General features: G+C 45.1%; 10 protein-coding genes and 2 rRNA genes. 2 read left to right on the top strand and 10 right to left on the bottom strand.

Going from position 1 to position 14,367, the window contains the following annotated elements:
* Positions 1 to 64: 64 nt before the first annotated feature.
* The 6 genes from ACU1JV_RS26265 to ACU1JV_RS26240 form a co-directional block, all read right to left on the bottom strand.
* Positions 65 to 1,666: an alpha-amylase family glycosyl hydrolase gene (locus ACU1JV_RS26265; protein WP_446724705.1), complete on the bottom strand. Its 1,602-nt coding sequence runs from the start codon at positions 1,664 to 1,666 to the stop codon at positions 65 to 67.
* Positions 1,667 to 1,860: 194 nt separating this feature from the next.
* Positions 1,861 to 2,703 carry a carbohydrate ABC transporter permease gene (locus ACU1JV_RS26260; RefSeq protein ID WP_013371135.1) on the bottom strand — a complete coding sequence of 281 codons (843 nt, stop codon included), beginning with the start codon at positions 2,701 to 2,703 and terminating at the stop codon, positions 1,861 to 1,863.
* Positions 2,704 to 2,731: 28 nt separating this feature from the next.
* Positions 2,732 to 3,610 (bottom strand): carbohydrate ABC transporter permease, encoded by an 879-nt coding sequence (locus ACU1JV_RS26255; protein ID WP_025678388.1) that lies wholly within the window; start codon positions 3,608 to 3,610, stop codon positions 2,732 to 2,734.
* Between the two features lie 78 nt (positions 3,611 to 3,688).
* Positions 3,689 to 4,990, bottom strand: a complete 1,302-nt coding sequence (locus ACU1JV_RS26250; RefSeq protein WP_413986129.1) for an ABC transporter substrate-binding protein — start codon at positions 4,988 to 4,990, stop codon at positions 3,689 to 3,691.
* Positions 4,991 to 5,185: 195 nt separating this feature from the next.
* Positions 5,186 to 6,292 (bottom strand): response regulator transcription factor, encoded by a 1,107-nt coding sequence (locus ACU1JV_RS26245; RefSeq protein ID WP_413986128.1) that lies wholly within the window; start codon positions 6,290 to 6,292, stop codon positions 5,186 to 5,188.
* The gene (locus ACU1JV_RS26240; RefSeq protein ID WP_413986127.1) at positions 6,285 to 8,093 is read right to left on the bottom strand and encodes a cache domain-containing sensor histidine kinase; all 1,809 of its coding nucleotides are present in this window, start codon (positions 8,091 to 8,093) and stop codon (positions 6,285 to 6,287) included. The genes ACU1JV_RS26245 and ACU1JV_RS26240 overlap by 8 nt, the downstream gene beginning before the upstream one ends.
* 175 nt (positions 8,094 to 8,268) lie before the next feature.
* Here ACU1JV_RS26240 and ACU1JV_RS26235 point away from each other — a divergent pair, with 175 nt between their 5' ends.
* Both ACU1JV_RS26235 and ACU1JV_RS26230 read left to right on the top strand, forming a co-directional pair.
* A complete protein-coding gene (locus ACU1JV_RS26235) occupies positions 8,269 to 9,267 on the top strand; it encodes a LacI family DNA-binding transcriptional regulator (protein ID WP_192443092.1) in 999 nt (332 codons plus the stop codon).
* Between the two features lie 70 nt (positions 9,268 to 9,337).
* Complete coding sequence (locus ACU1JV_RS26230; RefSeq protein WP_413986126.1) at positions 9,338 to 11,611, top strand: alpha-galactosidase; 2,274 nt, start codon at positions 9,338 to 9,340, stop codon at positions 11,609 to 11,611.
* Positions 11,612 to 11,793: 182 nt separating this feature from the next.
* Here ACU1JV_RS26230 and ACU1JV_RS26225 read toward each other — a convergent pair whose 3' ends face one another.
* From ACU1JV_RS26225 to ACU1JV_RS26210, 4 genes are all read right to left on the bottom strand, one after another.
* Positions 11,794 to 12,516 carry a YjjG family noncanonical pyrimidine nucleotidase gene (locus ACU1JV_RS26225; RefSeq protein WP_058831409.1) on the bottom strand — a complete coding sequence of 241 codons (723 nt, stop codon included), beginning with the start codon at positions 12,514 to 12,516 and terminating at the stop codon, positions 11,794 to 11,796.
* A gap of 257 nt (positions 12,517 to 12,773) precedes the next feature.
* Positions 12,774 to 13,625: an alpha/beta fold hydrolase gene (locus tag ACU1JV_RS26220; protein WP_013371126.1), complete on the bottom strand. Its 852-nt coding sequence runs from the start codon at positions 13,623 to 13,625 to the stop codon at positions 12,774 to 12,776.
* A 383-nt stretch (positions 13,626 to 14,008) separates the two neighbouring features.
* Positions 14,009 to 14,125: ribosomal RNA gene (gene rrf, locus ACU1JV_RS26215) — 5S ribosomal RNA — on the bottom strand.
* Between the two features lie 145 nt (positions 14,126 to 14,270).
* Positions 14,271 to 14,367 (bottom strand): 23S ribosomal RNA (locus tag ACU1JV_RS26210); the annotation flags it as partial.

The following is a 14,367-nucleotide window of genomic DNA, read 5'->3' as shown; positions in this document are numbered from 1 at the left end:
TCACACCCCCACATGGGTTTACCAATAAATGTCCATCCTTATTGTGGCTGTAAGTTTGCGTAGCTCAGCTCTTTCTATCTTCTTTGGTAATCAAAGAGCTGTAGGCGGGAATCTTCACCGTATCTTTCTTTACTTTCACATCCTTTGAGCTGGAGAAGACTACTTTCCTCTTCTGCTTATCCCGATCTTTCATCTGGAGAGTAACCGACTCTCCTGACAGGTTATGATATATATACAATGTTTCTTTGCCTGAGGAACGTTTGTATGCCGCCACGTTGGCAGAACCTGCTTGGAACGGTTCTAGATTGTCGCTGCGAAGAGCCTCATGTTCTTCCCTCAGGCGGATAAGCGTACGGTAGCTTGCCAGCAGGGAATCATTGTCCCGCAACTGCGCTTCCACCGATACTTCGCCTTTGTTGTATTTGGGCTCCTCCCACTTCGTTTGACCGAGACCTTCTCCCTTGTACCAGCGCATAGGCTCCCGAAGAAACTCATCGGGCTTCTCTCCCTTCATGCCGATCTCCTCCCCGTAATAGAGAAATGGCTGACCCGGCAGCGTCAAAAGAATGGATGCAGCCAGTTTGGCTTTTCGCACATCCCCGCCCAGCTCGCTCATAACACGGGTCTGGTCATGATTGCTTAGGAACGGAGCATCGAGTGCCGCCCTATTGTATGATTTGTACAGCTTTAGCGTTTTCTCTGCGAATGTTGCGATACCCTGATCCTGGCCGCTTTTCACGGAGTTCAAAATCGTTCCGCCCAGATCAAAATTAAACAGAGAGTGGAGCGATTCGTAATAAGGAGCTATTGTCTCCGGTTTATCCCATACTTCTCCTGCCAGATATACATTTGGATTTATCTTTTCCATCTCGGAACGGAACTCATTCCACCACGCAATGTTTTTATCTGCGCCATCCTTCGTTTGCCCTTTAAAAATATGCATCGCCGCATCAAGCCGGAATCCGTCTGCACCCTGCTGTAGCCAATACTTGCCCACTTTGATCATTTCCTTGCGGACTTCGGGATTGTCAAAGTTCAGATCCGGCATCCCCGACCAGAAGGTACCGTAGAAATACCCTTCGCCATTCGGATTCTTATGCCATACCTGCTGGCCCCATGATCCCTTCTCATCCAGATTTGTATTCTCATCTGCCCATACGTAATAGTCATGGTATTTGCTTTGCGGGTTGGCGCTGGCCTCCTTGAACCAAGGGTGCTCGCTGCTCGAATGATTGATAACAAGGTCGATGATCACCTTGACACCCTTTCTTTTCGCTTCTTTCGTCAAGGTGCGGAAATCATTCAGATTCCCGTACTGCGGGTCCACCTGATAGTAATCAGTTACATCATATTTATGGTAGCTTGGAGACGGATTCAGTGGCATGAGCCAGAGACCGCTGACCTGCAAATCCTTGCCCGAACGGGGATTGCCATCGTTTAAGTAATCAAGCTTTTGTGTAATACCCTTTAAATCACCATGTCCGTCCCCATTCGAATCATAAAAAGAATTAATATAAATTTCGTAAAACACGCCGCTTCCAGCAGAATTCGGAGGCTTATGCCCGTTCATATCCTGCTCGGCCATTGCACCTGAGGTGAACATCGTGAGCATAGGCACCGTTAACAGGATCGTGGACCATTTTCTTAAGCGTTGGTTACGAGTCAAAACATATCAGCTCCTTTAATTGTTATGGGTGCGCCTTCATTATAAAGAAAAAACACCCAAAAAAAGGGGATATTATTATCTATTATAGTGGAAAATATCGATTTTATTGTCTGATGTCGTTATCGAACAAACTGCCTGGGTTAGAGGATCTGTTGGTGATCCTTAACCCAGGCAGTTTGCTTGAAAGTCTATTTTTACCCTTTTACAGCGGATCCTACCGTCATCGCCCGCTCTACTTGTTCACTCAAGAACAGATAGACGAGTACCATCGGTAAGGAGGCAATAGTCATAACAGCACCCATCGCTCCCCAATCTGTACTATAAGAGCCTTGGAAGAAAAGCAAGCCTAGTGGCAATGTCTTCATATTTTCATCAGAAATGAGAATATAGGCCAAAGTGAATTCATTCCAGTTGTTCAAAAACTGAAAAATGGCTACAGTCGCAATTGCAGGTAATGCAAGGGGTACAATGATTTTCAGGAACAGTCTATAAATATTAGCTCCATCCATGCATGCTGCCTCTTCAATCTCCTTAGGGATTCCTGTAAGGAATCCATAGAAAATCATGGACGAGAAAGGAAGGCCAATTGCGATATAAGGAAGAATAAGAGCTCCATACGTATTCGTTAGATTAAAATCGCGAACCAGAATCGCCAGCGGTATCATGATAACCTGAAGTGGCATAAACATTCCTATGGTCATATAAGTCCGAACGGTAGAACGAAATCTCCACCTCATACGAGCCACTGCAAAGGCAAACATCAGAGCCAGTAAAAGGATAAACAGAGTCGAAATCGTTGATACGACCAGACTGTTTAGAAAGTAACGGGGAATATTAAATTGTGTCCAGGCATTGATGTAATTTTCGTATCGAAAATGCGTTGGCAGTCCAAATGGGTTAGAGACGAAGATCTCATCGTTGTTCTTTAACGAATAGGATACCATCCAAAACAACGGGTAGACCGAAACAATTAGATACAACCACAGTGGTATCTGCAGGGCAGCATGTCTGAACTTGCTCAAAGCGGTTTTACTCATTTCGTTCTCCTTTTCAATACACGCCTTATCAGGCGGTTTGTCCGCGGTCGAACAGCTTATTGATAACTACAGTTGCCAATAGCGAGATTAATACAAGTAGCACGGATACAGCACACGCATAACCATAGTTGCTCTCCATAAAAGCATAGCGATAAATCATGAATGTCAGTGTATAGTTTGTAGTACCGGGCCCACCATTTGTCATAATCAGCATCTGCACAAACGCCCCTATTCCAGAGGTTATCGCGATAATGAAGCAAAATTTGTACGTTTCTCTCATTAAAGGAAGCGTAACATGCAGATGCGCTTTCCATTTGCTGCAACCGTCAATCGTGGCAGCCTCAAAGTAGTCTTCGGGTATTGACTTAACACCCGCATATAACAACGAGAATTGGTATCCCATAAACTGCCAAGCATTAACAAAGGCGATGGCAATAATGGATGTTGTTGGGGAGCTCAACCAATTTTGCTGATACGGAATGTTCAAGAGATCAAACAGTCGGTTGATTAATCCGTTGGTTGGATCATAAATTGCAATCCACAGCTGGCATACCACGGTTACCGATAGGACAACTGGGATAAAATAAGCGGTTTTCAGTATTTTCCGCCCGCGTGTACGTGGGTCCGCACAGATTAGTGCCAATATCGTTCCCAGTCCGATCTGAAAGACTGCCAGTACAATTGCAAAGATCAATCCGTTCTTAAGCGAAGTAGCAAGTAGAGGATCAGAGAACAACTCCCGGTAATTATTCAATCCTGAAAAGGTCAGCGTACTCAGGCCATCCCAATCATAAAAGCTGCGAAGAACGGTTTGCAGAACGGGATATATCAGTATCACGCTATACAGTATCAAAGCAGGGAGGAGAAACAGTGCGAGCGCTGATTTGTTCCCCAGATATTTATTCATGTCTTGCTTCCACCCCTTATCTTTGGAACAGCACCCCCCAGCGCCTTATGCCGCCAAGGGTTGCCGTTCCCTGAATTCTCAGTTTTCTTTATTCAATGTGTTATTCAGATTGTTTACAAAATCGTTTTCTGAAAAGTTGTCTACCATCATATTCTGAGTATTGTCATTAATCGTGTTCTGAATTTTTGTATTACTCAGAAGTTGAGCATATTCCTGCGCATTTGGTAACAACTCTTTAACAACTCGCTGCATCATTGCTGGAACATTGGAGGCCATTGGTTTATCAACTTTCACTGGAACAATTGGACTTCCAAGTTGGGAGTATCTGTACTCTGCTGATTTTGAGGCAAGGAATGCCGCTACCTTTACGGCTGTTTCCTTATTTTTGCTATTCGCTGATACTGCGTAACCTTGTGGAGAACCTGAGCCGTCAATAAAATATTTGGAATTCTCGTAGGTTGCTTCATCCTTTGCAGGCCAGTACATCCAGTCGACTTGATCGCCCAGCTTTTCCTGGGAGCTGTAAATTTCCCATTGTCCATTTACGAACATGGCAGCTTTGCCCTGATAAAATAGGGACGATGCCTGATCATAATTGGTGTTCGTGGCGTTGGCATCGAACAATCCGGCTCTTTGCAGTTGCTTCATCTGCTGTGCCGCTGTTACGAATGCTTCTGGCAATGCTTTTACACCCTTCTCCTCAAGTGCTCCGAATCCACGTGGTTGCTCTCTTGTAACCAGCCCATTATAAAAAGCGGTCGTAATCCATTTTTCTTTAGCAAAGATTGACATCGGTACATAACCAGCAGCTTTCAACTTCTTAGCTGCATCGGCCATCTGGTCAATCGTCTTAAGTGGTGTCTTGATTCCTACCTTCTCAAAAATTGACTTGTTGTAATAGATCATTTGGAATTCAATACCAGTCTCGGGATAAGCATACACATGATTATCAGGAGCTACCAAACGCGATTCCACACCTGGGTTAAGATTCTTTTTGAATTCGGCAGTTGTGTCATAGTTGTCCAGCACCTCGACATTTTTTGATTTTGCAAAGGTTTGCAGGACAGGCCAATCAGCTAAATAAATATCCGGCATGTTGCCCGTTGCTGCATAAGTTTTAAGCTTCTGTCCCCCGTCCTGCACGGCAGGATCTAGTTCAATTTCTACATCTGGCATCTTCTTCTTGAGCTCTTCCACCGCATAATCGAACGGCTTTATGGTATCGTCATCGAAATGCTGCGCATACACCTTCAATTTAATCGTTCCGTCCCCTGATCCGTTATTGGAAGAGGCTGAGTTGTCTTCACCACAAGCGACCAATCCGACGGACATGGTGAGCACTAGCAAGGCTGCACTCCAAATTCTGAGATTTTTTTTCATTTGTTTTTCCCCCTCATGAAGAGTCTTTGATGATTACGCTTTCATTTGCTTGACTACAGTATACCGCTGCCTCTTTTCTTCTTTAAGGAATAAAACGGGTATTATCAGTAAAAAACGGGACAAATAGAGCAGCGGCCCTCCATATAGGAAAACCGCCAGGCTTAAATCGATGTGTTCTGCCTCACAAGGCAGATGCTACCTCTTTTTGAGTTGTTCATATTCTGTGGGTGTCATACCAAAGCGTTTCTTGAAACATTTGCTGAAATAATTAGGGTCACTGTATCCTACACTTTCGGCGATTTCTGACAGCTTCCGATTTCCTTTCAGCAAAAGCTCCTTAGCCTTCTTCATTCGGATGTGTGTAATATGATCCACTATGGAAAAGCCAGACTCCTTGCGAAATACGCGGCGCAGGTAGCTGGGATCGACGAATACTCCGCACGAAACCTGCTCAGCAGACAGCTCTGAGTCTGCATAATGTTCCTCAATATAGTTGATCGCTGCCGCAAATAAATTGGAAGCCTTCGTCGGACGCATATTCTCCATCAGTTGGATCAGCTTGCGGTATAGGGCGAGCATCCAACCTTCAGCAGCCTCCCAGGAATCTAACTCCCGCAGCCGTTCGTAAGGAGAATTGTCTCCTCCGTTTTCCCATAGCTGGTCATAAGGAATGCCTCGTTCACTGGCAAAGGAAAGGGCTAAAGATACGATTCCCATAAGCATCGCATCTGCGTATTCGTCTCCCCAGTTATATTTACTAAGCTGACGGATTGCCTTGCGGACCTCCTCTAGCGTTTCACTGTCTTTCATTCGGAGGTCAAGCACAACCGCATCGCGTAGATGGCCCAAATCAGGCATACCTGCTCTGCTATGCAACGCTTCGCCGCCCTGTCCCCTTAACTCTGCGCTTTCGCTCTCCTGTGGAAGCACTGGTAATTTCGGCTTAATACGCTCCAACATTGAAAGCATTTCTTCGGCATTGAACGGTTTCAGCAAATAATCCTGCACTCCAGTTCGAACGGCCTTCTGTAGATATTCAAACTCGTTATGCCCGGATATGAATACAATTACGATTCGTTCGAACTTGACTTTCAATCTCTGGGCTAATTCAATTCCGTCAATAAATGGCATATTGATATCAACGAGGGCAAGATGCGGCTGATGCCGCTCGGCTTCCTGAAGCGCTTCCCGCCCGTTCCTTGCTTCGCAGCAAACTCGAAAGCCGTGACTTTCCCAGTCTATCTTAATTCGCAGAAAGTCTCGGAACAGCGGCTCATCATCAACAATCATCACTTTATACATCTTGGTGTTCACTCCCCTTTGGCAGCGTTGGTAGCGACAGGTCAACAATGGTTCCTTCTCCGAGAACACTCTGCACGGATATCCCGTACTCCTCGCCAAAATACAGGCTCAGCCGTTGCTGAACACTGTAGGTACCGATTGATCGTATTCCTTCTTTCGGTAAATGTCTGGACATAATGTTCTGAACTTGAACTTCGTTCATTCCCACACCGTTGTCCTCTACCCGGACGATCACCCTATCGTTCTGTTTAAAAGCGAAAATACGGATAAAACCTTTGGTTCCTTTCTTTTTAAGACCATGGTAAATCGAATTCTCGACAAGTGGTTGGAGCGAGAGTTTCGGAATCGGTGTACCCGCAAGCTCTGAAGGGATATCCACTTCATAGCGGAACACATCGGGATAACGGATTTGCAGAATTGTCAGGTAATCATCCGTAATCTGAGCTTCCTTCTCTAAAATAATGAGTTCCCGTCCCTTATTCAGCACCATTCGATAAAAATCTGCCAGCGCCTTCGTAGTATCTCTAGCCTCATCATTACGATCCAACTCATTCAGTGCATAAATGGTATCTAAAGTGTTGTACAGAAAATGCGGTTTTATTTGAGCGGTCATCAGTGCAAGTTCATATTCACGCTTGCGGTTTTGTTCCTGCCTAACTTCATCCAGCAACTCCCTAATCCGTCTTATCATAAAGTTAAAAGCTTCAGCAATGGTACCGATTTCATCTTCTGTTCGGACTGTCGCAACCGATTGTAAATCGCCGGTTACTACTTTTCGCATGGCTCTAGTCAGTTGTTCGAGCGGGCTAACGACCATTTTGGACAGAAAGCTAGCACCGAGCCAGGAAAAAGCAAGACAGAATACGCCGATTAAGAGTGAAAGCCTTACATTTTGCCGGACATCAGCTGTAAGCAGGCTAAGAGAAACAATATTGACTAGCTTCCAACCCATTCGGTTATAATCATTGACTGTTACGAGATTGCCACCGTCCTCAAATGAACATGTTTTTGGGGACACATTAGATCCACAGCCTTGGATGGCCTCCGCCAACTGTGAACTCACTGGCTTCATCAGCATCCCATTGTCTTCTGCCACAGCCACACGCATCTCGTTATCTAAAAAATAATAAGATTTGTTCGTATCGGGATCGCTGGAACGAAAATAATCAGACAAACCTTCTTCCTTTACCAAAAGAAAAAGCGTTCCATAGGGGTCGCCGGTGTCTATATTAATGACCATCTTTCCCAGCGTCAAAACCGGTGAGTTTGGATCTGGTGTTAGGAAATCTCTTTTCTCCATATCAAACCAGAGTGCCTGTCCATAACTTTCAGATTCCCTTACCCGTTTGAGCATGCTATCGACTTTGGTATCGTCCCCACTTTCGGTATAAGAAGCGAAAATTGTCCCTTCAGTATCAATAAATACCGCCGCATCCACCTCGCGAAAGATAGACAAGTCAATAGATAGGCGGCTTTGCATCAGGTTTCCAAATTGAACACGATCCACAGCAGTATCAGGTCTAGCGCCGTATGAATCATACATGCGGTTAATATTCGTGACCATAATATTGGCCGCTGTTTCCACACTACTGAATATGTAGTCGGTCCGGGACAGGATAAGCTGCGATTCGTCCACTACGTTGCTGGTAGTTTGCTCTATCAATGAACGGCTGAAAAGTTGATTGGACACAAGTCCAAGAATGAGCAGAGAAATAATGATTAGCGGGAGAAATACCGCTATAACCTTGCTTTTAAAGCGAAGGCGACCAAACCACTTACGAGCTAGGGACAGAATATTCAAATAAACCCCCTCCGTCATCAAAGAATATTCATCATGTTAACACAACTAATCTGAACAGTAGTAGAACTAAAATATTGTTAAAAAAATTCAACGCTCCATCTTGAAAGTGGCAAAAGGATATGTTAGGATAAAGTCGATTTTTAGTAAAATTATTAACTAAAAAGGTGTGAGCTCTTTGGCAACCATTAAAGACATTGCCCGCGAAGCGGGTGTGTCTGCCGCAACCGTTTCAAGGGTTTTAAATAACGATCTGTCACTGTCCGTGAGTCCAGACACCAAAAACAGAATTTTTTTAATTGCTGAACAGCTTGGGTATAAGCCTTCCCGGCTGAGGCAGTTAAAGCGGAATACGGAACGTGCCGGGAAAACGGTCGCCCTCCTGCTGTGGTGTTCCATTGAGGAGGAAAGGGACGATCCGTATTACGCCTCAATCCGCCGTGGAATCGAACTGCGCTGTGAAGAGCTTGGCCTGACATTGGGGCAGACGCTGAGAGGCCGCTCATCTCTCGGCACCTTGCAGAAGGCGGACGGTCTGATTGTCGTAGGAGGCGTTGATCCTGAAGAGGTGTCCAAGCTGTATCCAGACAAGAACACCATTGTCCTTGTTGACCAGTACCATGAGCAGCTAGAATACGATTCCGTACGACTCCATTTCCGGCAAGCGGTTGATCAGGCACTCGGACATTTGCTCGAGCTTGGCCACCGACAAATCGGATTTATCGGCGGCAAGAGCGACGGAGAGCGAAGGGCCCATTATTTTGAACGATTTATGCGGGAACGAGGATTGTACAATCCTCAATTCGTCCGGGTAGGCGCCTGGAGTACAGCGGATGGATATCTCATGATGAATGAGCTCCTAGCCGAGCAGGAACGACCAACAGCCTGCTTCGCTGCAAGCGATCCGCTCGCCATCGGTGCTCTCCGCGCCCTTCATGGACATGGAGTCAAGGTACCAGAAGATATGGCTGTTGTCGGCTTCGACGACATTGAGATGGCGGCCTTCGTTCAGCCTCCGCTAACTACAGTGCGTGCCTATCCCGAACAGATGGGAAAGGCTGCTGTGCAGCTGCTCTCTGAACGGTTTGAGGGACGTGAACCACCTGCGTACAACGTGATCGGGACTAAGCTTGTCATACGGGAAAGCTCATGCTTAAACAGTAAAATCAATTCTTAAGAGTCATTTGTCATTGATAAGTATCCTTACGTAAAACAATCGAGATGATAACCCCTAAGGAGTGAATATCATGAACATTCATGTTAACGAGGCGCTTGGTTTGTTTCACCTGCAGTCCAAGGATTGCAGCTATATTATCCAACTTGCAGAAGGATATCCTGCACATGTCTATTGGGGAGCTCAACTTCATCATGACCAAAGTCTTGCAAGTATATTGGAGCTTAGAGAGCGCTGCTCCTTCTCCCCCACTCCCGATTCTTCCAGTCGTACGCTTTCTTTGGATACGCTTCCACAGGAATATCCACAGTATGGAACAAGCGACTTCCGTCAGCCGGCTTATCAAGTTACGCTTGCGGATGGAACTCGGACTACGGAGCTAAAATATAGTGGTTACCGTATTGAACCGGGTAAACCCAAGCTCGAAGGACTTCCTTCCGTTTATACCGAATCGGATGATGAAGCAACAACTCTCTTGTTGTTCCTCGAGGATCAACATTCAGGCCTCAAGGCTACACTGCTTTATACTGTGTTTGCGAACCACAGCGCAATTGCTAGGTCTACTCTTTTTGAACATAAGGGAAGCGCTGTCATGAATATTGAGCATGCGATGAGCGCCTCTGTCGACTTCGCCGATTCCAATTACCAAGCTCTCTATTTATCTGGTGCCTGGGTTCGGGAAAGACATATCCAGCGCCGCGATCTTGGGCCCGGCGCCATTCGCTTGGAAAGCCGACGGGGCTCCAGCAGTCACCAAATGAATCCTTTTCTGGCACTGCTTCGTCCTGATGCAACTGAAGATCGTGGGGATGTGTACGGCTTCAGTCTAATTTACAGCAGCAACTTCGTCGCACAGGCGGAAGTAGAGCAATTTAATCAGACTCGTGTAAGTATCGGAATCAATCCTTTTGACTTCTCCTGGCGGCTTGAACCGGGTCAGTTATTCCAGACCCCTGAAGCCGTGCTGGTCTTTTCCGAAGAAGGTCTTGGGGGCATGTCGCGCACCTATCACCGACTCTACCGCACACGTCTGTGCCGGGGAACTTATCGCGACAAGGAACGCCCGATTCTCGTGAACAATTGGGAAGCCACATATTTTGACTTCGACGCCGATAAAATTGAGGCGATTGCCAAAGAAGCGGGACCTCTTGGAATTGAGCTATTTGTCCTTGATGACGGTTGGTTTGGCAATCGTGACAACGATAACAGTTCGCTTGGAGACTGGTTCGAAGACCGCCGCAAGCTACCTTGTGGTCTTACCGACTTGGCCAAACGAGTTAATGAACAAGGATTACAGTTTGGCTTATGGGTTGAGCCGGAAATGGTATCACCTGATAGTGAACTGTACCGCACCCATCCCGACTGGTGCCTGCATGCAGAAGGTCGACGGCGGACGGAAGGTCGATCCCAATTGGTGCTTGATCTCTCCCGCAAAGAAGTATGCGATTACTTGTACGAGACGCTTAGCTCAGTATTCTCGATCGCTCCAATTACTTATGTCAAGTGGGACATGAATCGTAATATGACGGAGATCGCTTCGGCTACCGCTACTAGCGAACGTCAAAAGGAAACTGCGCACCGTTATATGCTCGGACTATATGATCTGCTGGAACGCCTGACCTCACGGTTCCCGGATATCTTGTTTGAAAGCTGTTCCGGCGGAGGCGGACGATTCGATCCAGGGATGCTCTACTATATGCCGCAGACATGGACCAGTGATGACACTGATGCTATCGAAAGATTGGCGATCCAGTACGGCACCAGCATCGTGTATCCGGCCAGTACTATGGGGGCCCACGTATCGAACGTGCCGAACCACCAGGTGGGACGAAACACTTCCCTCGCCATACGTGGCGACGTGGCAATGAGCGGGAATTTTGGCTACGAACTTGACCTTACTGCATTTACAAATGAAGAAAAAGAGCTCGCTGCCAGACAAATTGCCCAGTATAAAGAAATCCGTTCCCTTGTACAGCAGGGAGATATGTATCGACTTCTTAGTCCGTTTGAAGGCCGAGGCGATACTGCCTGGATGTTTGTTAGCGAGGACCAGTCCGAAGCTTTTGTCGCTTACTTCCGTGTGCTGGCTGAGCCAAATGGACCTATCCGGCGACTAACGCTAAAAGGACTTGACCCAGCCAAAAAGTATATAATCGAAACCGGTGCGACCGGCAATACTTCAGATTCTATTAATACCTCGGCTGAAGATGGCGTTTCCCCTTTCCGTGTAGCGTTTGACGGCGAAATTTTTGGAGGTGACCGCTTAATGAAAATTGGGCTTGTTGTCTCGGATCTTACTGGGGATTTTGCCAGTTCTACCTTCCGCCTTAAAGCGATCTCCTGCTAATCAAAATGAAGGGATTTTCTTCAATATCGCAATAGGAAATAAAAAGAGAAACGGATTCGTTCTACAACGAATCCGTTTCTCTTTATTCAGACATCTCAGTTCATAACAGTCCTTGATTTTCCTTTTCCATATCATACTATGCAATTTTAACCTGCTAGAGTCTGACTTCAATTTCTTATTATCTAGTATTCTAAAGATGTATGGTTCAGTACGGGAGGCATTGAAAGTACACTACTCGGTAGTTCCATCAAACTTGCTATTTCATAAGTGGGTTGAATGCCGGACGTATTTGTTTTTCCGGAAGGGTTGAACCAGCAAGTGTCAATTCCGTACTTATTCCCTCCTTGAATGTCCGAGGTTAAAGAATCGCCCACCATTAGGACCTTACTTTTATCTGAAATAGCTAGCTTGGTAAATGCGTAATCAAAAATTTCGGCCTGCGGCTTTTGGTAACCCACTTCTTCTGAAATAATTATCTGCTCAAACACATGATGCAGCGGGGAAAGCTGAATTCTGGAGGTTTGGACCTCTTTTATTCCATTCGTAATGATCGCCAAACGACACTCAGATAGTACGTCACATAATTCAACCGCTCCGTCCATCAAAAAAGCTCCTTCACCCAAATAACGTAAATAAGCAGCACTAAAGGCGTCGGGATTGAAGTCTAGCTTATGAACAGTAAACAATCGTTTAAATCTTTCCACCCGCAGCTGTGCCGAGGTAATAAGTCCTTCCTCTGCCTCTCGCCACAACGAACTGTTGATCTCATCATAGCTAGATTTATACTCAGTGGCCCCTTGCGGCAATCCAAATTGGGCAAACGTATTATGTAGCGCATGACTCTCTGCCATTTTAAAATCAAACAGCGTATCATCAACATCAAATAAAATAATTTCGTATTTCATAACGACCCCCAACCTCCATGTCATAACTTTGCTATATGGTTAAGTTCCATGAACTATAGACTTGTCCCAAATAGGATATAGAAAAACGGAAATAGACTATCAATACAGTATGATCTCCCGGTAATTATACAGAACCTCATTGATTCGTCAAGTCATGGAACACGCCATAATTGAATCAAACTTGCTGATCCTTGCTATTGTGCTCCAAATATCAAAAAAGTCGACTCCTTATAATAGGAATCGACCGTTTTAAAATCCTAGTGATTTTCATTAATCCATTCGGTTAATGTTTGATCAAAATAATGAGGTTCTTCAAACATCGGATTATGCCCACTATGTTCAAAAACCACCTTTTTTACGTTCGTATAGCTATCATCGACCCGATCCCATAATGAAACAGGTGCGACTAAGTAATCAGATCTCCCAAGACCAATAAACACGGGCTTATCGACATCCGCCAAGGACTGTATCAAATCCATCTTTCCGAAGGCTTCTCCCCATAAATAATCAATGATAGGCATGTTTGTGTGCACATCATTCCACATATAAGCTGCATCATAGGTATAATCATAAAAGCTTTGTGCTCCCATACGTATACACATGTGAACAAATCTTCTGTCGGGCTCTCTTTTGATATCATTCTCTAATAAAGCAATTTCCTTTTCAAAACGGTCCTTTCTTTCTGGACTGGCCGTTTCATAAAAGAATGAAAAGCTTTGCCGCTGTCTTTCTTGGCTGTTCGTAGGTGCTGAATTTAATAGCACCACTTTTTCAACATAGCCTGGGAATTGTTTAGCATATTCCAAAGCCATAAAAGCATGCCCGGAATGTCCTAATATAATAAATGTATCTAAATGAAGGCAACGTCTTGCTGTTTCTAAATCATTAATGACTTTATCCAAAGTATAGTCTTCTGGTTTTAAAGCACGAGTCGGTTTTGCAAACCCTCTATGATCTAAGAAAATAAACCGAAACTTTTTATATAAATGGTCTGAAAATAAGCGAGGATAATATACACTACTGCCGATCACCAATATCGGCTTTCCGTTACCTCTTATAGTATATTTCAGCTCAAATCCATCACTAATAACCGTTTGATAAGTGCTCATCTCCATCGTCTCCTTTTCTTCTTTAAATCACTCCCTTTCCGTTGTTTAAATCCCTTGTATTCTCCATAGATCGTTCCAGCACTATAACTCACCTCTGAAAGTCTGTTTATTTTATGAGAAAAGTTTAACATGATTTTTTCTAAAACAAAACCGAATTTGGATCTTCTCAATCTTGTCGTCAAGTCGGAGATACAAAGTGGCAAAAGGAAATTACCCGTAAACTTCAAGCCTTAAGTGTCCTCCAGCAGCAGCACTATACAAGGGAACAACCAGAATATTGTAGTGCTTTTAACCAAAGGCATGCCATGAGCCTTTCATATGAATGATAAATGAATCGGATATACAAAAAAAACACAGCCATTAAGGCTGTGCTCTTTTTTTGTGCTTGGCAACGTCCTACTCTCCCAGGACCCTGCGGTCCAAGTACCATCGGCGCTGGAGGGCTTAACGGTCGTGTTCGGGATGGGTACGTGTGGAACCCCTCCGCTATCGCTACCAAACATGAATTTACACCCTAAATTCTTTTTCAGGAATCAGCATCGCCAAATGCTGTGTGTTTGTTCGTGTAACTTCAGCTACTTGAGCTGACGATATACTGAACTTACACCCTGAAAACTGGATCCGAAACTCATTGCGTCTTATCTTTAGGATAAGCCCTCGACCGATTAGTATTGGTCAGCTCCATGCATTACTGCACTTCCACCCCCAACCTATCTACCTCGTCGTCTTCAAGGGGTCTTAC

The organism is Paenibacillus sp. T2-29 (assembly GCF_052921365.1).
This window is presented reverse-complemented; position numbering and strand designations above follow the sequence as displayed.

Coding starts and splice junctions, on each gene's coding strand:
- ACU1JV_RS26230 (WP_413986126.1), top strand. CDS start 9,338: ATGAACATTCATGTTAACGAGGCGCTTGGTTTGTTTCACCTGCAGTCC.
- ACU1JV_RS26250 (WP_413986129.1), bottom strand. CDS start 4,990: ATGAAAAAAAATCTCAGAATTTGGAGTGCAGCCTTGCTAGTGCTCACC.
- ACU1JV_RS26245 (WP_413986128.1), bottom strand. CDS start 6,292: ATGTATAAAGTGATGATTGTTGATGATGAGCCGCTGTTCCGAGACTTT.
- ACU1JV_RS26255 (WP_025678388.1), bottom strand. CDS start 3,610: ATGAATAAATATCTGGGGAACAAATCAGCGCTCGCACTGTTTCTCCTC.
- ACU1JV_RS26220 (WP_013371126.1), bottom strand. CDS start 13,625: ATGAGCACTTATCAAACGGTTATTAGTGATGGATTTGAGCTGAAATAT.
- ACU1JV_RS26260 (WP_013371135.1), bottom strand. CDS start 2,703: ATGAGTAAAACCGCTTTGAGCAAGTTCAGACATGCTGCCCTGCAGATA.
- ACU1JV_RS26225 (WP_058831409.1), bottom strand. CDS start 12,516: ATGAAATACGAAATTATTTTATTTGATGTTGATGATACGCTGTTTGAT.